This is a genomic window from Candidatus Agathobaculum pullicola (assembly GCF_052117205.1).
Taxonomy (GTDB): Bacteria; Bacillota; Clostridia; order Oscillospirales; family Butyricicoccaceae; genus Agathobaculum; species Agathobaculum pullicola.
Genome location: NZ_JBQKJP010000039.1, coordinates 1 through 16,732 on the forward strand (window position 1 = coordinate 1; position 16,732 = coordinate 16,732).

The following is a 16,732-nucleotide window of genomic DNA, read 5'->3' on the forward strand; positions in this document are numbered from 1 at the left end:
GGATACACCTGCCAGGTACATTTCAATAAGAGCCTCTTCCACACTGCTCTCCCGGCGGCGATACCGTTCAATGATGGCAGTTTCAAAGGAGATTCCCTTGAGCTTAGGTACCTTGAGAGTGACATCCCCGGAAGTGGTGGTGAGGTTTCGGTTGTAGTGGCCGCTACGGTATCCTTGGCGCTGCTCATTACGCTCGTACCGGGCCGCCTGGGTTACCTTCTCCGCCTCGGCCTCCAGAAGCTCGTTGAGTGTTTCCTCTACGCTGCCACGCACCAGTTCTTTGAGCTGCCCCTTGATAACTTCCTCGTTTAGCTGTACAATCTTCTCGGACATGGTTTGCTTTCTCCCTTCGAATGGTGTGTCGCGACTTCATTTTACCAGAGATCTGCAAACCATGTCTTTTTTGTTTTTGCGAAACTTATTCTACCTGACCCTTTTCTCGTTTCCAAAAGAATGTCCTGCTCAGGAATCTTCCGGCGATCTGGCACCTCAAAGGCTCCAATGCAGTTGTAGTGGATCGTCACCCGCTGATTGGTAACACCGTCCTCCTTGACCGCAGGATAGACCTCGATGTACTGAATGAGTTCGGCAACCATGCGCTTGGTGATGGTGGTGGCGTCGGTGTAGCGGCGTACCGTTTCCAAGAAGGTGTCCACATCCATCCGCTTATCTTCCAGCTTTTTCAGTTCCAGCCGCAGGGCCTTGATTTTCTTGGCGTTTTCGCCCTGTTCCTGCTCATACCGTTTGGACATTTTGGCAAACCGGGCATCGTCGATCTTGCCGGACACATTGTCCTCATAGAGCCGTTCAAAGAGCATATCCAGCTCCTTGTCCCGAGCCAGCAGCCCGTCCAGCTCCCGCTTCTTGCGTGCCCTGTCATTTTCCGCTACTTTGGCGGAGCGGCCTACCATCGCCTTAATGAAGTCGTTTTCATACTCATTGGCGAAACAGGCCAGACGGTGCACCTCATAAAGCACTACCTGCTCCAAGAAGTCCAGCCGGATATAGTGGGTAGACGAGCATTTGCGGAGCCCGGAATTGTGGTTGCGACAACTGAAAAACTTGATGTCGTGGTTGCCCTGGTTAAAATGGAAGTTCAAATTGCCGCCGCACTCCGGGCATTTCAGATAGCCGCAAAAGGCGCTGGACTCCTGTGTGACGGTAGGCCGCCTGCGCCGGGTGGTTTGAAGGCTTTGTACCTTTTCCAAAGTCACACGGTCAATGATTGGCTCATGGACATTTAGGAAGATTGCCCGGTTTTCCTCCGGGTTTTCAATCCGGTGCTTCATCTTGTAGGACTTGGAGTAGGTTTTGAAATTGATCACATCGCCGAAGTATTCCTGTAAGGCGAGGATTTTCTTGACGGTGGTGTGGTTCCACTTGGTAGGCCCCAGCGTGCTTTTAGAGCCGCCCTTGCTGGTTCGATAGGCCGAGGGGTTCAGCGCCCCCCATCGTCCCCAGCGCCGTGGCGATCTGCAAGGGGCCGTTGCCCTCCAAGGCCAGACGGTAGATGCAGCGCACCACCTCGGCAGCCTCCGGGTCAATCACCCAAAACCGGGGATCTTCCAGGTTCTTTATGTAGCCATAGGGCGGCGGCGAAAGCGGAATCCCGGCGTTGCCTTTCATCTTGTTGACAATCCGGCGCTTCTTGGAGATGTCCTTGGCGTAGTACTCATTCATAATGTTCTTGAACGGGGTGAAATCATCCTCACCCTCGTCGCTGTCCACGCCATCGGACACAGCCACCAACCGCACATCGTGGAGCGGGAAAAATTCCTCGGTGAGCTTGCCCACCTCAATGTAGTTCCGGCCCAGCCGGGAGAGGTCTTTCACGAACACCGCCGAGATGTACCCGGCCTCGATTGCGGCGATCATTTTCTGAAAGCCGGGGCGCTTCATGGTGGTTCCGGTGATGCCGTCATCCACAAAAAAGATAGTGTCTGTATAACCTTTGTCCTTGGCGGCCTTTTGAAGTATTTTCTTTTGATTGGCAATGCTGTTACTTTCACCGTCCAGCGCGTCCTCTTGGGACAGGCGGGCGTATAAAGCGGTAATGTTGTCGGGATAAGTGGTGTTTGCTGTCATGGTTCATTCCTCCTGTAATGAACGCCCCACAAACAGGTTGCTGTCTTTATTATACTGCGGTTTGTCCTTCTTTGTCAGCAGATGTGGCAATGGCTTCCGAGCCAATGAGCCGCACCATTTTGTCATAGAGCGGTTCCGTCCCACCACAGGAAGTATGTACTTCATAGACCGTCCCGCCAATCTTATACCAGACGGTTTCTTGCAGCGGATTTCCCCGTTTTGGTAAATAATCGCTCTCTTTCTGGCTTCGTTTCTTTTCCATTCCATTCCTGTCCTTTCCGGCGAAGTCACAACAGAGCAAGCATAGGAAGTGTGGCTACACTTCCACAAAATCTCCGTTTCCGGCCTGCTGCCGGAGCGGAGATTTTTGTTTGTTGGCGGTTTCCCAAACCCTTGTTTTTTGCTTCGCTAATACTACGCTTGAAAGGACGGAAACTGCCCGCAAAATGAAAACTTTTAATTTTCATTCCGTTTCTTGTATCGTTCTTTTGCAAGAACTATAATACCACTATCGGTATGGATTATATGACGGTCAAAGAGGCAAGCGAAAAATGGGGCGTGACCCCTCGACGGGTAAACTATTATTGCGCCGGTGGCCGTATTCCCAGATGGCTACAATCTGTCTGCTCCCGCAAGACGCAGAAAAGCCTATGGATGTTCATACCAAAGACTTCCGGAAAATAGATAAATAATTGAAAAATGATTGCTATATTTGCTGTCAGGAGATGAGTGTGATGAGTGCAAAGATACTGATTGCTGACGATGAAAGCGATATTGTTTCCATGCTTGGCAGTTTTTTTGAGAGCAAGGGGTTTCGTGTCCTGCCTGCTTCCAATGGCGCAGACGCCCTAAAACAAGTAGAAAAGCAGCCGGATATTATTTTGCTTGACATCAATATGCCCGGGACAGATGGTTTGGAGGTCTGTCAGCGTATTCGGAATCACATAGCCTGCCCGATCCTTTTTCTAACTGCCCGAATTGAAGATGCAGACAAGGTAAAAGGCTTTGCCGTTGGCGGTGATGATTACATTGTGAAGCCCTTTTCTCTGGTAGAGCTTGAAGCGCGGGTGCGCGCACACCTGCGCCGGGAAGCGCGACATAACTTTGAAGCGCAGATCAAGTTCGCTGGCGATTTGACGATTGATTACTCAGAACGCTGTTTGTTCTTTGGCGAGAAGCGTGTTGGCCTTGCGAAAAAGGAATTTGATATTGTGGAACTGCTTTCTCAAAATCCGGGACAGGTCTTTGATAAAGAGCGGATTTATGAGCGCATTTGGGGCTATGACAGTGAAGGTGATAGCAGCGTTGTGGCGGAGCATATCCGCAGAATACGGTCAAAAATCGCGGCATATACCGACCGCATATATATTGAAACGGTTTGGGGGTGCGGGTACAAATGGGTCAAATAAATTGCCATAGGTATGATTTATCTCTCCGAAAAAGCCTTGTTCTCTATGTAATTGCTTTTGTTGTACTCGCAGTCTTTCTTTCTGCAGCGACTTTTTCGATCTGCGGCAGCGCTGCCGAAGGCATTAGAGCATCTTACCCTCCGTCCGGCGAAAAATATTATTTGACGAATGAGCGGGGAGAGCAGTTGGGTGAAGGCACCTACATCGGGACTGAACTCACCCCAATGTCCGAACAGGACGAGCGCACAATTGCTATACTGGAGATGCTTCCCTTAATTGCTGCACCTATTTACTCCGCGTTCTGTATTATCGCTGCTGCGCTGCTGTTTTATAGAAACAGGCTGAAAAAACCTCTCTCTGAACTGCGGACGGCTTCTGAAAAAATAGCGAGCAATGACTTGGACTTTTCAATCGACTACGACAGCAAAGATGAATTGGGGCAACTTTGTGCGTCCTTTGAAATCATGCGGACAACCCTTGCGGACAATTTCTCTAAAATGTGGCGGCAAGTTGAAGAACGAAAAGCACTCAACGCCGCTTTTGCTCACGATTTACGTACCCCTCTGACGGTGCTAAAGGGCTATAATGAAATGCTGCAAACCAGCGAAAATCCCCAAACACAAGAAATTGCAGATACCATGGGAAAGCATATCGCCCGGATGGAAACTTATGTGAGCAGCATGAGCAATCTTAGACGCATGGAGGATACACAGCCGACGTATCAGTTGATTGACTTGCAGTCATTGGTATCTTCTTTGTATGACAGCGCAAAGATCGTATGCACCAAAAACGGGAAGGAATTGATTTTGCAAAATGACATACCCAATTCACAGTTACCCCTTGACAGCGCGTTTGTTTCACAGGTGTGCAATAATCTGATCTCCAACGCGGTTCGGTATGCTTGGACTGCGGTGACAATCTCTTTCGCCTTGCGTGACAACGATTTGCTGCTTTGCGTATCGGACGATGGGAAGTGCTTTGACAAAAGCAGCCTGCAAAAAGCCACCAGCCCCTATTACACGGAGGAAAGCAACCATTCCGAGCATTTTGGACTTGGACTGTATATTTGCAAGCTGCTTTGTGAACACCACAACGGCTATTTGAAGATCGAAAATACTGCATCCGGGGCAAAGGTATCCGCCTACTTCCAATCTCCTGCCCTTGTAGATAAAAAGTAGATATTTCCCCTTTATACTCTTCATAAAAACACATGGAGAGTATTTTTATTGCTCCCTATGGAGAAAGGGGCTTTTTATGGAACTAAAGACAATCGGGCTGACGAAAAAGTTCGGTTACAAAACTGCCGTAGATGGCTTGAATATTACCTTGACAAATGGCGTTTACGGCTTGCTGGGCGCAAATGGCGCAGGGAAAACAACGCTTATGCGTTTGCTCTGTAATATCCAAAATCCCACTTCTGGGAAAATCCTGTTGAATGGCAAAAACATTGTGGGGCTGGGTGAGAAATATCGAACGCTCTTGGGCTACTTGCCCCAGCACTTCGGATATTATCCGGACTTTTCAGCATTTGACTTCCTGCTTTATGTTTCGGCTCTAAAAGGGTTGGACGAGAAGATAGCACGGAAGAAGTCAAAAGAACTGCTGGAAGCAGTAGACTTATCGAAGGAAAGTAAGCACAAAATCAAAACCTTTTCCGGGGGAATGAAGCAGCGTTTGGGGATTGCACAGGCTATGCTCAATGACCCACATATTTTGATTTTGGACGAGCCGACAGCGGGCCTTGACCCGAAAGAGCGTGTCCGTTTCCGCAATTTGATCAGCGCCTTTTCCAAAGACCGCATCGTGATCCTGTCTACGCATATTGTTTCCGATGTGGAGTTTATCGCAGAGGAAATCATTATGATGAAATCCGGGCAAATCATTCACTTTGGGAATCCGCAGGAGATCACTTCTGAAATTGACGGGCAAGTGTGGGAATGCACGGTTCCGACTGCCTATGCAGAAAAATATGCGGCCGCCTACAATACGAGCAATCTGCGGAATACCGGTGAAAACCAGACAATTTTGCGGATCATTGGAGATCGTCCGCCGCTGGAAAATGCGGTAAGGGTGCAGCCCACGTTGGAAAATTTGTACCTGTACTATTTCAAAGGGGGCTGTGAAAAATGAAAAAACTTATTCTTTTTGAACTGCAAAAAATCGTTTCAAAGCGTTTGGCGCTGATTGCTTTGATCGGAATCCTTCTGTTCTCTACCTTGCTTTCCTTTTTCACCTATCAAAACAAATATGCTTTTGACCAAAATATCGGCGAAGGTTCTGGCAAAACAGCGGTAGAAATTGACAAGGAAATTGCAGCAAAGTATGAAGGAATCCTGACAGATGAAAAAGTGCAGCAAATGATGTCTGATTTTGCACCGACATCAGATTTACATGGACTGAATGCAATCTATGTTTATCAAAACGTCATGCAATCGGCAGCCTTTTCACGGTTTTCTGATAAAGACGGAAATTGGAACGGATTAAGTGTTTCTGATGTGTTTGGCAATAAAGAAATCAAAATTGGCTATGTGGACGGTTGGCTTTCCACCAGCCGAAACATAGTGAGAACTTTTGTTGCACTTGCTCTTGCAGTTATCATCATGCTTGCTCCGATTTTCTCCGGCGAGTATGAAGGTGTTGACAACATCATATTGACGAGCAAATACGGCAAAACCAAATGCGCTACTGCAAAGGTTATTGCAGGCATTCTCACCGCCATTCTCACTACCACGCTGATAGCAGCTTTTCACCTTCTTCTTGCTCTTGCCTTTTACGGAGCGGAAGGACTGGATTGCAGTATTCTATTTGCCCCCAGCGATTATGTGGAAGCGTTTATCCCTTTTAATATCACCTGCGGTACGCTGCTCAAATATCAAATCCTGTTGGCGTTTACCTGTACCCTTAGCATTACTGGGATTACACTGTTGATGTCTGCAATCAGTAAAAATCAGATTGTAGCTTTGGTTGCGGCGATGGCAATTTTTCTTTTTCCCGTCTTGCTGCCGATCACGGAAGTAAATCCATTGTTTCGATTGGTCGGGCTTCTTCCCATCTATCATGTTCTGGCCATTTCGCTTCTGTCGGTGGAACAAATGAGCAACGGTATGCTGTATGCGATATGGGCAGTCCCGACAGCACTGCTCTTTTTGGGAATTGGCGCAGTTATCTCTCACCGTATGTTTGCAAAGCACCAAGTTTCATAATAATAAAATCATCAACGATGCGCAAAAGCGCAATAAAATTCGGTTTGATAAAACGGGTATTTGAAAAAAGGATAGAAGCTTTAAGCTTACACCTTTTTTGCACCTGTTTTTCAGCCGTTAAGTTAGTGTGTCTCTGATACTTCCTTATTGGTATGGGGGCGCGGACAAAAAGTTGGACTCGACAAAAAGCAGCCGACAAAACGTATACGAAAGAACAGGAAGAAATTGCGCTGAAAGAGTATGAGCGGTTGGGATCTGTATGTGCGGTAATCCGACGGTTGGGATATCCAAGCAAGTCCACCCTTTACCGATGGTATGAACGCAGCAACGTCGGACTGGAGAATTGGCATGGTCATACAGCAGAGGCTCGCGAAAAAAAACGATCATAAATGCAACACGCCGGATCATCCAAGGCATCCATCAGCCGAATTGAAATATGAGGTGTTACACCGTTGCTTTGAGCTCGGTGAGGATGTAGAATATGTATCAAGAGAAATCGGATATAGCCGTATGAACATATATACATGGCGAAGAAAATATTTGAAATACGGGATGATTGGCCTTATGGCAAAGAGAAAAAGTATTCCAAGAAAACCGTTGCCTCAGGATGATACAAGGCCGCAATCTGAGGAGATGCAGGCACTTCGAGAACAGGTCTGGCACTTACAGTTTGAAGTGGATGTATTGAAGGAGACCCTCACAGTATTAAAAAAGACCCAGGCATCGATCTGACGGCACTCAGAAACCGTGAAAAGGCAGTGATCATCGGCGCCTTGAGGGAGAAATATGCACTGCCGATGCTTCTGACCTACTTTCATATGGCCAGAAGCAGCTACTATTACCAGCAAACTGTTATGAATAAGCTGGACAAATACCTTCCCTTTCGTGCGCAGATCACATCAGTTTTTCGCGAAAACAGAGGGGTATATGGTTATCGCCGTATTCATCTGGCACTAAAGAAGGAAGGTATAACACTCTCTGAAAAAGTAATCCGTTACATTATGAAGGAAGAGGGATTGGCTGTTTTTGTACCCAAGCAGGCAAAATACAGTTCATACTTAGGAGAAATTACCCCGGAAGTGGATAACATTATTTCACGCGATTTTCATGCAAAACAGCCATATGAAAAGTTACTGACCGATATTACGGAGTTTGCGCTTCCGGGTGGAAAATTATATCTCTCGGCAATGGTGGATTGCTTTGATGGAATGGTTATAGGCTGGAAGATTGGCTCCCGTCCCAACGCTGATCTGGTTAACACCATGCTAGATGGGGTGATTGCCAATCTGCCAGATGGCTGTCATCCGACGGTACATTCAGACAGAGGATGCCATTACCGATGGCCCGGATGGATTGAACGGATGAAGGAAGCTGGACTTACCCGATCCATGTCCAAAAAGGGTGTTCTCCTGATAATGCAGCCTGTGAAGGCTTCTTTGGAAGACTGAAAAACGAAATGTTTTATGGACACTCGTGGATAGGAAGATCTCTTGACGATTTTGCCCAAGAACTTGATGACTATATCCATTGGTATAACCGCAAACGTATCAAGCTGTCCTTGATGGACTCAGCCCTATGGAATATAGACAGCATCTTGGATGCGCGGCATAACTTGTCCAACTTTTGTCCGTACCCCCGTCTCACAAAACAGCTTGCTGCCCATAACCACCGCTCCAACAACTTTCCCATGAGGCCTCTGGGTTGGCTTTCTACTTTAGATTTCTCTGTTCAATATGTTTGACAACCCTATAATTTGAGAATTTTTTGCAACCGGCAATTTTGTGATCTAATCCAAAAGCACTGCGAAGTGAACTTCGCAGTGCTTTTTCATCTTATTTAACAAGCATCGGTCCAACTGCATTGATATTACCTGCACCCATTGTCAACACAAGATCGTTCGGTTCTGCTTCCCGACGCAAATAATCCGCAATCTCCTCAAAACTATCCAGCGCAATTGCACCCGGCACTTCCTTTGCTAAATCGGAAGAATAAATTCCAATCGTATTCTGCTCACGAGCCGCATAAATCGGCGCCAACACCGCCTGATCGCACATACGAAGCGCTTCGACAAATTCGGAGAACAACGCCTTTGTACGTGTGTAAGTGTGGGGCTGGAAAGCACACAAGATTCGATCGAAATTCATTTCTTTGGCTGTAGATAAAGTTGCTTTCATCTCACTCGGGTGATGGGCATAATCGTCCACCACGGTTGCACCGTTCGGCATTTTGCCGACCAATTGAAACCGACGCGAAGAACCAGTAAAACGATTTAATCCACGCTCGGCTGCGACACCTGACACGCCCAGAAATTCTGCCGCTGCACAACACGCCAGCGCATTGAGCATATTATGCCGCCCGGGCACAGAGAGTTCTACCTTGGCATAAGGCGCGCCATCCACCAGCACAGTAAAACGATAATAACCGTTAACATCGCTGATATCCACCGCCCGTACATTTGCACCATCATTGAGGCCAAACGTACGAACACTGCGTTCCAGACCATTCACACAGCGCATCGCATTCGGATCATCTCCATTGACAACCACAAGGCCATTCATTGGTGTCAATTCGACAAACGCGCGGAACGAATGGATGATATCATTGATATCCTTGAAAAAGTCCAAATGGTCCTCTTCTACATTGAGCACAACGGCGATCGTTGGCGCAAATGAAAGGAATGAATTACAGTATTCACAGCTTTCCGCTACAAAACAGCCCTTGCCGCCAATGCGTAGCGTACCGCCGATTGCAGGCAGATTGCTGCCAACCATGACGGTTGGGTCCATCTGCGCTTCCATCGTCATCAGCGCCATCATGGAAGTGGACGTAGTCTTGCCGTGCGTACCTGCCAGACATACCACATTTTCATAGTCACGCATCAGGTGGCCCCACGCTTCCGCACGCTCCATTACCGGAACACCAAGCACATGTGCGCGAGCGATTTCCGGATTGTCGTCATGCACAGCGGCCGTTCGCACAATAAGTGACACACCCTCCACATTCTCCGCCCTGTGCTCATAAATGATTTTCGCGCCCAGAGCTTCCAGCCGAGCAGTCACATCGGTTTTCAATCGGTCCGAACCACTTACCGGCACTCCCCAGCTGAGCAGAAGCTCCGCCAACGAGCTCATCGACACACCGCCAATACCAATCAGGTGTATTCTTTCCTTATTCTCAATATAGGGCTTGATAGACAGGGCCATTTCCCCAAAGCCTCCCGTTTTGTACTTTTTGCTGACAGCAGGATATTTCACCGTTCCGCAGCTTTGTATTTATTCTTACCAGACAAGGTATATTATAGTATAGTTTTGTTAAAATGAAAAGAGCCAAACAAACTAAAATCCCTGTTCTGGCTGAAAAGGAGTATTTCATGGAAATCACCGACATTAAATTCCGTCATATCCAACCATCCGGAAAGCTAAAAGCTCTGGTTTCCGTCACCTTTGACGGCGTATTGGCGGTGCATGACATCAAAATTATTGCCGGGCACGACCGACTATTCCTCGCCATGCCATCCCGCCGCATGCCGGACGGACGTTTCCGTGATATTGCGCATCCGGTTGGCGGCGCATTGCGTAAGGCACTGGAGCAGCAGGTGCTCAACGCCTATCTTGCACTCCCCTATGAACAATCCTCCTCTTGCTGACAGTTTGGTTTGCATTTTCCGCGCCGATGCGGTAAAATAACTCTTGAACAAGGAGAGAGACCGGTTATGAGAGTTTTGATTTTATCCGTCACCGCAGGGTATGGTCACCATGCTACCGCCAAAGCAATCGGCGATATGCTGACCAGCAAAGGCGCAGAGGTCCATACACTGGATGTTTATGCCTATATCAGCAATCTGATTAAAAATACCATTGATAAGGGCTATCTGTTTTCGTCCAAACACATGCAGACATTGTACCGTCTGGTATACCAGCTTGCTGAAAACAACGGAGCAAGCTATTTTTCAACCGCTCCCAGCATCATCAATATCATCAACGCGCTGGGAGCTTCCAAATTTGCAAAGGTTCTTGCAGGCTATGCCCCCGACACCATTATTTGTACGCATATTTTCGCAGCGCAAATGGTCGATGAGCTGAAAAAGCGCAAAAAGCTTGATGATATCACTACCATCGGTATTGTGACGGACTACACCCTGCATCCCTATTGGGAAGATGTACCGCGCGTACAGTATATTGTTACAGCAAGCGAATTGCTCACCTTTCGCTGCATTAAGCGCGGCATTCCAGAGCGCCGTATTCTGCCCTTCGGTATTCCCGTGCATCCTAAATTTAACCAAACTTTATCACGAACGGATGCCGCAGCCCAGCTTGACATCAACCCCAATATGCGTACACTGCTTCTCATGGGCGGCAGCATGGGTTATGCCGACCATGTTAAAATTCTGGAAAAGCTGACCTCCATCGGTATTCCTCTCCAACTGCTTGTAGTCTGCGGCAACAACAAAAAAATGCAGCTGCGCGTAGAACAATTCGCCTCCCGTTATGAAGGTGACTGCGTGGTCAAACCGTATGGCTTTGTGCATAACGTCGAGGTGATGATGAGCGCATCCGACTGCATCGTGTCCAAGCCGGGCGGATTGACCGTTTCCGAGGCGCTCGCCAAGAATCTACCCATGTTGCTGGTCGACCCCATCCCCGGACATGAGGAGCGCAATGTAGAGTTCCTTGTGAACAATGGCATGGCAGCACTGATTACCAAGCACTTCCCTATCGATGAAGCTGTGTATGAGTTGTTTCGCAATCCGGTTCGTCTGCAAACCGTGCGTCAAACCATGCAGGCTATTGCACACCCTGACGCAACTGAGCGGCTGGCAGAGTTTGTTCTGCACAACGAATAAATCTTTAATAGACAAAACGGCGAAGGACATTTCCCTATCCTTCGCCGTTTTTCCATTGTGTCCGCCAAATCATTGCATCAAAGGCGCCAAAACTTTGGCCATCAATGCAATCATTTCATGTTTGGGTATCGGCTGCGACCCGGTAATCCATTTTTCTAACATTCCTACAACCCCCATTGCAACAAACCGCGCGATATATACATCCTCCACACTGCGGTATGGTATGCCTTCCAGCCGACATTCTTCTAATACACCGATCAGGTTTTTCCCAAACCCTTCTATGCCGCTGACTTTAATCAGTGCCGTGACAATTTCTCGGTTTTCCTCAAGATAATCCACCGCGCGGCTGAGAACAGGCTGCAGTGTGGCAACCTCACTAGGCCGAAGACCCGCAATCATGCCACGAAAGTCCGCAATCATCTCCGCCTCTATCCGCTCACGCAAATCATATACATCTCGATAATGCGCATAAAATGTTCCACGGTTAATATCTGCCTCTCGCACAACATCGGTTACGGTAATGCTCTGAAAATCCTTTTGCTGCATCAGCCGCGTCAGCGCCTGTCGCAGCAGTTTTTTTGTCCGACGGATACGCTTATCCTCCTGTTGCTGCATGATCCATCCCTCCGCTCTTTTTGCACATAAATGAACATTTTTACATAATAACGTATATTAACATTCATAATAACCGTATTTGATTCTTGTGTATGTTATCCTTATGTTCTATACTATATCACGAAATAAAATTATACACAATATCTATTATCAGGAAAGTTGGTGTTTATTTGAAAAAAGAAGGCCATCGTCCGGTTGACCTAATCATACATAAACGTAAACAGATCGAAAAAATTTTCACTGTGTTGGTTGTGCTCAGCTTGATCTGTATCCCTATGGTTGGTGTCAACTACGATTTAACCAAATACCTGCCGGATTCCTCACCTTCTGCACAGGCACTGGATATCATGCAAAAAGAATTTACCTATCCCGGTATGGGACGGGTGATGTTGCAAGATGTCTCACTATATGAGGCTAAAAATATCAAAGACCGCATCGCCGAAGTTGATGGCGTGGATATGGTCATGTGGTGTGATACCACAACCAACATCTATGGCTCAGACTTGTTTATCGATTATTCCACCATTGAAGACTATTACAAAGACGGCACTGCTTATATGGATGTCATCTTTCTGGAAAAAGACTCTTCCTCGCGTACCCACAAAGCGGTAGCGGACATTGAGCAGATTGTTGGAGACCGCGGACTGGTAGCTGGCTCTGCTGTCTCGGATACCAACCTCGGCCCCACAATCAACGCAGAGGTTGCGCGCGTGATGATGTTAGCTGTTGTCATCATCTTTTTGATTTTGACGCTCACAACAACCTCGTGGTTTGAACCGGTCCTATTTCTGTCCGTGCTGGGTATTGCCATTGTCATCAACATGGGCTCCAACATCATTTTCGGTGAGATTTCCTTCCTTTCCAATGCTGTCGGCGCGGTTTTGCAGCTTGCCTGTTCGATGGACTACTCCATTTTTCTGCTGCATGCCTTTACAGAGGAAAAAGCCAACGGCGTGGAGCCTGAACAAGCCATGGCCAATGCGTTGCGCACCGCCTTTTCTTCCATTGGTGCATCCGGCGCGACCACAATCGTCGGCTTTCTTGCGCTTGCACTCATGCGATTCGGTATCGGTCCGGATATGGGCTTTGTGCTGGCAAAGGGCATCGCACTGAGCTTGCTAACTGTGCTGCTGCTCATGCCTGCGCTGATTTTACGCTTTCAAAACGTCATCGCCAAAACACAACATCGCTCCTTCATCCCTCGTCAGTGGCGCGGATTTGGTGAATTCTCCTATAAACTGCGCAAGCCCGTGCTCGCAGTGATCGCTATTCTTATCATCCCCTGCTATGTTGCGCAGGGCATGGCCGACTTTACTTACGGCAATGAAGCGGTTGCCAACTCCCCCGGCACACCGGTGTATGAAGCTGAACAGCAGATGAATGAAAAATTCGGGCAAAGCAACATGATGCTTGCGCTCATTCCATTGGACGGCAATGTCACGGAAAAGGCTATGTGCGAAGAGATAAACAACCTTCCCTATGTAAAGTATGCGCTTGGCCTTGCCTCTGTCCTGCCGGATGGCATACCGGAGGGATTCCTGCCGGAAAGCGTCACCGGAATGATGCACGGTGAAAACTGGGCGCGCGTCATCATCAATGTCCGATCTGCCGGCGAAAGTGATGCTGCGTTTTCGTATGCAGATGAGATACGCACCATCATCAATCGCTATTATCCGGACGCACAGACCTATCTGGTTGGTGTCACGCCGTCCACGCAGGATATCAAGGATATCATTGTGCCGGATAACCAACTGGTCAATCTGGTTTCCCTACTCGGCGTTGCGCTTGTCGTTGCGATTACCTATAAATCGCTGCTGCTGCCAATTGTCGTACTGATTCCCATTGAATGTGCAGTATTCATCAACACTGCCATGCCTTATATTTACGGACAGCGCACGATGTTCCTTGGATTTATTATTGTCAGCTGCATACAACTGGGCGCAACAATCGACTATTCCATTCTGCTGACCGGCAATTATCTGGATGCCCGCGCGCAGGGCGACAAAAAAGAAGCCGCTATTCGTGCCGTCACCGTCAGCGCAGAATCCATCCTGACTTCCGGCATGATATTGATGACCGTGGCCTACGGACTGTATTTCATGACCTCAGTAGAGGCGGTTTCCGGTTTAGGTCAACTGATCGGGCGCGGCGCACTCATCTCTATGATTCTTGTGCTGTTTTTACTTCCCGGCTGCCTAATGCTGTTTGACCGCTGGATCGTAAAGCCAGACTACGCGCAAAAGAAGCACGCAAAGATGAACCGTATTCGCAGTACCAAGCTGCTTCTGCCTGTACTGAGTGAGCTGCATCAACAGCGCCTGCGGCTGATTACACAGATTCGAGAAAATCGTCGAGCACGGCGTCGGGAGATGCGAAAGAAATTGGCACATCTGCTTTCTTCGCTTCGCCACAAGCCGCAGCATCCGGATAGCCATTTATCACAGCCGAACAACGAGGAGGATACTCACGATGATGAACCATAAATTCCGTCGCCTGACGTCAGCCGCACTGGCGCTTCTGTGCGTGCTGCCGCAAGCGGCCCAAGCCGCCGCACCCACCATCCAAACGGACGAAGCGGTCTATATCAATCTCGATTATTATGGCACGCCTGAAAACACCCGTATCGTGAAGGGAGTCAGTTTAAACGGGCATACCGAGTTTACCGACTACGGCAGTTATTCCGATGTCTACAATATGTCTACGCTCGATGAACCAACGCTAAGCGACGGTGAGGTTTCTTGGGCGCTTGCAGATGACGGTTTGCAGCGGTTCTATTACGAATGTGTTCCGGACACCAACACCACCATCCAGCTGCCCTGGAATTTTGATGTGTCTTACAAGCTCAACGGGGTGCCGGTAGAAGCAGGGAAATGTGCCGGTGCAAACGGTTTGATTGAAATGAACATCCACGCAATGCCTAACGATGCTGCCGGAGAATACTACAAAAACAACATGATGCTGGTTTGCGCCACCGGCATTGACATGAGCAAAGCGCTTTCCATTGACGCCCCCGGTGCGCAGGTGCAGTCAATAGGTACTTATAAAGTTGTAATGTTTATGGGCCTTCCGGGTGAGGAAAGCACATTTACTGTACGCATTGGCTCGGAAGCCTTTGAAAGCATGGGACTTATCCTGTTTATGGCACCTGCTACCCTGTCTTCATTGGATATCCTGTCCGATATGCGGGATATCAAGAATCGGCTGGGCAACTCCGAAGATAGCCTGTACGAAGGCTTAAGCAGCATGCTTGATTCCATGCAGTCCATGAAAAGCGGACTGGGAGCACTTTCAAGCGGTATTTCCGGTATCAATTCTGTGCGCAAACAGTTAATGGATGACCGCGGCACCATCGATCCACAGATCGATGCCGCATTATCCTCTCTGGAAACACTGGCCGGACAAACCGATTCGCTGATTCCCGAACTCAATTCTATGAAAACCACGCTAACCACACTCAGTGCAACCATCAACAGTATGCTGGGCACCGTGCAATCTACCAACGAAGATATCAATTCCTATCAACAGCTTTTGAAAGATTTGGATATCACGCTCGGTAATCTTAACGATCTTGTCAGCGATCTGCAGAACACATCCAGTGATGACCTACTTCATATCCGTCGGCTGCAAACCGCCTTGGAAAACATCAAGCAGGACATCAAGACCCTGCAAACTCATTTCAGTTCACTTCGTGAGAAAGCAGATGCACTTAGTAATCAAATTTCTGCGTTGCAAGCCATTTTGGATGGCAGCGGTCTGAGTGAACCGCTATCTTCCCTACTTTCCTCTCTCCTAAACAGTGCCTCTGCCTCTCTTTCCGCTATTAAACAAAGCATCAAGGCACTGGAAAACATACTCTCCGATACCAACAGACTTCTCGAAACATCAGATTCCGCACTCAATGGTCTGGAGCAAATCAGCGATCTGCTGGATAACTATGATGGTCTGCCGCAGGATCTGATTGGAGAAGGCGAGGAACTCACTGTTTTGGCAGACCAAACACTCGAGCGAGTGCATCAGCTGATCGCGGATATTCCCGCGCTTTCCTCTGCTCTGGACCAGATAACCGAAACCACAAATGTCGCTGCCGAAAAATGCTCCGATTTGATGGTCGCTCTGACGAAGACTCTCACATCCGCCAACGATTTGCTGCAATCGGCAACAGACAATCTGCGCACGATGCGTGACAAGTCAGATGCCAGCCTGCAAACATCCTTGGATAGTCTCATCGACATACTCAATCGAGCATCCTCATCCAGCAGTTCATCCAATCTGCAAAATGCCAATAATTCTATTCACAGTGCAATTAACGATGCAGAAAAAGATTTGGAAGAGGACACCAACATACTGAACATCGATGCCAAAGCGGAATTACAATCCGTCACCTCATCCCAAAACCCAACCCCATCCAGCCTGCAATTTATCCTACGCACGCAGGAAATATCCGCCCCTTCCGCTCCAGCGGCCGCGATGGCAGATGCCTCTGATGACAGCCAAGGTGTTCTTTCCCGCATCGCAAATATCTTCAAAAAACTCTTTTACGCCGTCTATGGCGTATTCGCTTCGGAAAATACATAGCA

16 protein-coding genes and 1 pseudogene are annotated in these 16,732 nt (G+C 48.1%); 11 read left to right on the forward strand and 6 right to left on the reverse strand.

What is annotated here, in order from left to right; all coding sequences use genetic code 11:
• From ACTQ3V_RS12040 to ACTQ3V_RS12055, 4 genes are all read right to left on the reverse strand, one after another.
• Window positions 1–333 (reverse strand): transposase (locus tag ACTQ3V_RS12040; protein ID WP_441467722.1); only part of this gene is annotated, 333 nt, incomplete at its 3' end.
• A 41-nt stretch (window positions 334–374) separates the two neighbouring features.
• Window positions 375–1,442 carry a DUF4368 domain-containing protein gene (locus tag ACTQ3V_RS12045; RefSeq protein WP_441467747.1) on the reverse strand — a complete coding sequence of 356 codons (1,068 nt, stop codon included), beginning with the start codon at window positions 1,440–1,442 and terminating at the stop codon, window positions 375–377.
• Window positions 1,402–2,085, reverse strand: coding sequence for a recombinase family protein (locus tag ACTQ3V_RS12050; protein ID WP_441467723.1), 684 nt, complete (start codon window positions 2,083–2,085; stop codon window positions 1,402–1,404). Before ACTQ3V_RS12050 ends, ACTQ3V_RS12045 begins: the two co-directional genes overlap by 41 nt.
• Window positions 2,086–2,134: 49 nt before the next feature.
• The gene (locus ACTQ3V_RS12055; RefSeq protein ID WP_441467724.1) at window positions 2,135–2,347 is read right to left on the reverse strand and encodes a hypothetical protein; all 213 of its coding nucleotides are present in this window, start codon (window positions 2,345–2,347) and stop codon (window positions 2,135–2,137) included.
• A 263-nt stretch (window positions 2,348–2,610) separates the two neighbouring features.
• On the opposite strand from ACTQ3V_RS12055, the gene ACTQ3V_RS12060 reads away from it, so the two are divergent.
• From ACTQ3V_RS12060 to ACTQ3V_RS12090, 7 genes and pseudogenes are all read left to right on the forward strand, one after another.
• Entirely contained in the window at window positions 2,611–2,769 is a 159-nt protein-coding gene (locus ACTQ3V_RS12060; RefSeq protein WP_441467725.1) for a helix-turn-helix domain-containing protein, read from the forward strand.
• 50 nt (window positions 2,770–2,819) lie between these two features.
• Entirely contained in the window at window positions 2,820–3,494 is a 675-nt protein-coding gene (locus tag ACTQ3V_RS12065) for a response regulator transcription factor (protein WP_441467726.1), read from the forward strand.
• On the forward strand, window positions 3,482–4,672 hold the full coding sequence (locus ACTQ3V_RS12070; protein WP_441467727.1) for a HAMP domain-containing sensor histidine kinase: 1,191 nt from the start codon (window positions 3,482–3,484) through the stop codon (window positions 4,670–4,672). Before ACTQ3V_RS12065 ends, ACTQ3V_RS12070 begins: the two co-directional genes overlap by 13 nt.
• Before the next feature lie 76 nt (window positions 4,673–4,748).
• The gene (locus ACTQ3V_RS12075) at window positions 4,749–5,624 is read left to right on the forward strand and encodes an ABC transporter ATP-binding protein (RefSeq protein ID WP_441467728.1); all 876 of its coding nucleotides are present in this window, start codon (window positions 4,749–4,751) and stop codon (window positions 5,622–5,624) included.
• Window positions 5,621–6,697 (forward strand): ABC transporter permease, encoded by a 1,077-nt coding sequence (locus ACTQ3V_RS12080; RefSeq protein ID WP_441467729.1) that lies wholly within the window; start codon window positions 5,621–5,623, stop codon window positions 6,695–6,697. The genes ACTQ3V_RS12075 and ACTQ3V_RS12080 overlap by 4 nt, the downstream gene beginning before the upstream one ends.
• Before the next feature lie 348 nt (window positions 6,698–7,045).
• Window positions 7,046–7,429, forward strand: coding sequence for a transposase (locus tag ACTQ3V_RS12085; protein ID WP_441467730.1), 384 nt, complete (start codon window positions 7,046–7,048; stop codon window positions 7,427–7,429).
• A gap of 26 nt (window positions 7,430–7,455) precedes the next feature.
• A pseudogene (locus tag ACTQ3V_RS12090) lies at window positions 7,456–8,308 on the forward strand (IS3 family transposase).
• Window positions 8,309–8,529: 221 nt separating this feature from the next.
• Here ACTQ3V_RS12090 and murC read toward each other — a convergent pair.
• The gene (gene murC / locus ACTQ3V_RS12095; protein WP_441467731.1) at window positions 8,530–9,900 is read right to left on the reverse strand and encodes a UDP-N-acetylmuramate--L-alanine ligase; all 1,371 of its coding nucleotides are present in this window, start codon (window positions 9,898–9,900) and stop codon (window positions 8,530–8,532) included.
• 167 nt (window positions 9,901–10,067) lie between these two features.
• Between murC and ACTQ3V_RS12100 the strand changes: the two genes are divergently transcribed.
• Entirely contained in the window at window positions 10,068–10,343 is a 276-nt protein-coding gene (locus ACTQ3V_RS12100; RefSeq protein ID WP_441467732.1) for a SpoVG family protein, read from the forward strand.
• A 66-nt stretch (window positions 10,344–10,409) separates the two neighbouring features.
• Window positions 10,410–11,540 carry an MGDG synthase family glycosyltransferase gene (locus ACTQ3V_RS12105; RefSeq protein ID WP_441467733.1) on the forward strand — a complete coding sequence of 377 codons (1,131 nt, stop codon included), beginning with the start codon at window positions 10,410–10,412 and terminating at the stop codon, window positions 11,538–11,540.
• A 69-nt stretch (window positions 11,541–11,609) separates the two neighbouring features.
• On the opposite strand, the gene ACTQ3V_RS12110 is transcribed toward ACTQ3V_RS12105, so the two are convergent.
• On the reverse strand, window positions 11,610–12,155 hold the full coding sequence (locus tag ACTQ3V_RS12110) for a TetR/AcrR family transcriptional regulator (RefSeq protein WP_441467734.1): 546 nt from the start codon (window positions 12,153–12,155) through the stop codon (window positions 11,610–11,612).
• A 251-nt stretch (window positions 12,156–12,406) separates the two neighbouring features.
• Here ACTQ3V_RS12110 and ACTQ3V_RS12115 point away from each other — a divergent pair, with 251 nt between their 5' ends.
• Together ACTQ3V_RS12115 and ACTQ3V_RS12120 are read left to right on the forward strand one after the other, a co-directional pair.
• Window positions 12,407–14,638, forward strand: coding sequence for an efflux RND transporter permease subunit (locus ACTQ3V_RS12115; protein ID WP_441467748.1), 2,232 nt, complete (start codon window positions 12,407–12,409; stop codon window positions 14,636–14,638).
• Window positions 14,625–16,730: a coiled-coil domain-containing protein gene (locus ACTQ3V_RS12120; RefSeq protein WP_441467735.1), complete on the forward strand. Its 2,106-nt coding sequence runs from the start codon at window positions 14,625–14,627 to the stop codon at window positions 16,728–16,730. Before ACTQ3V_RS12115 ends, ACTQ3V_RS12120 begins: the two co-directional genes overlap by 14 nt.
• Window positions 16,731–16,732: the final 2 nt, after the last annotated feature.

Excerpts from the sequence above, each read along its gene's own strand:
- ACTQ3V_RS12085 (WP_441467730.1), top strand. The coding sequence starts at position 7,046 with ATGGTCATACAGCAGAGGCTCGCGAAAAAAAACGATCATAAATGCAAC.
- ACTQ3V_RS12065 (WP_441467726.1), top strand. The coding sequence starts at position 2,820 with ATGAGTGCAAAGATACTGATTGCTGACGATGAAAGCGATATTGTTTCC.
- ACTQ3V_RS12050 (WP_441467723.1), bottom strand. The coding sequence starts at position 2,085 with ATGACAGCAAACACCACTTATCCCGACAACATTACCGCTTTATACGCC.
- murC (WP_441467731.1), bottom strand. The coding sequence starts at position 9,900 with ATGGCCCTGTCTATCAAGCCCTATATTGAGAATAAGGAAAGAATACAC.
- ACTQ3V_RS12060 (WP_441467725.1), top strand. The coding sequence starts at position 2,611 with ATGACGGTCAAAGAGGCAAGCGAAAAATGGGGCGTGACCCCTCGACGG.
- ACTQ3V_RS12055 (WP_441467724.1), bottom strand. The coding sequence starts at position 2,347 with ATGGAAAAGAAACGAAGCCAGAAAGAGAGCGATTATTTACCAAAACGG.
- ACTQ3V_RS12110 (WP_441467734.1), bottom strand. The coding sequence starts at position 12,155 with ATGCAGCAACAGGAGGATAAGCGTATCCGTCGGACAAAAAAACTGCTG.
- ACTQ3V_RS12080 (WP_441467729.1), top strand. The coding sequence starts at position 5,621 with ATGAAAAAACTTATTCTTTTTGAACTGCAAAAAATCGTTTCAAAGCGT.
- ACTQ3V_RS12100 (WP_441467732.1), top strand. The coding sequence starts at position 10,068 with ATGGAAATCACCGACATTAAATTCCGTCATATCCAACCATCCGGAAAG.
- ACTQ3V_RS12120 (WP_441467735.1), top strand. The coding sequence starts at position 14,625 with ATGATGAACCATAAATTCCGTCGCCTGACGTCAGCCGCACTGGCGCTT.
- ACTQ3V_RS12070 (WP_441467727.1), top strand. The coding sequence starts at position 3,482 with ATGGGTCAAATAAATTGCCATAGGTATGATTTATCTCTCCGAAAAAGC.
- ACTQ3V_RS12075 (WP_441467728.1), top strand. The coding sequence starts at position 4,749 with ATGGAACTAAAGACAATCGGGCTGACGAAAAAGTTCGGTTACAAAACT.
- ACTQ3V_RS12105 (WP_441467733.1), top strand. The coding sequence starts at position 10,410 with ATGAGAGTTTTGATTTTATCCGTCACCGCAGGGTATGGTCACCATGCT.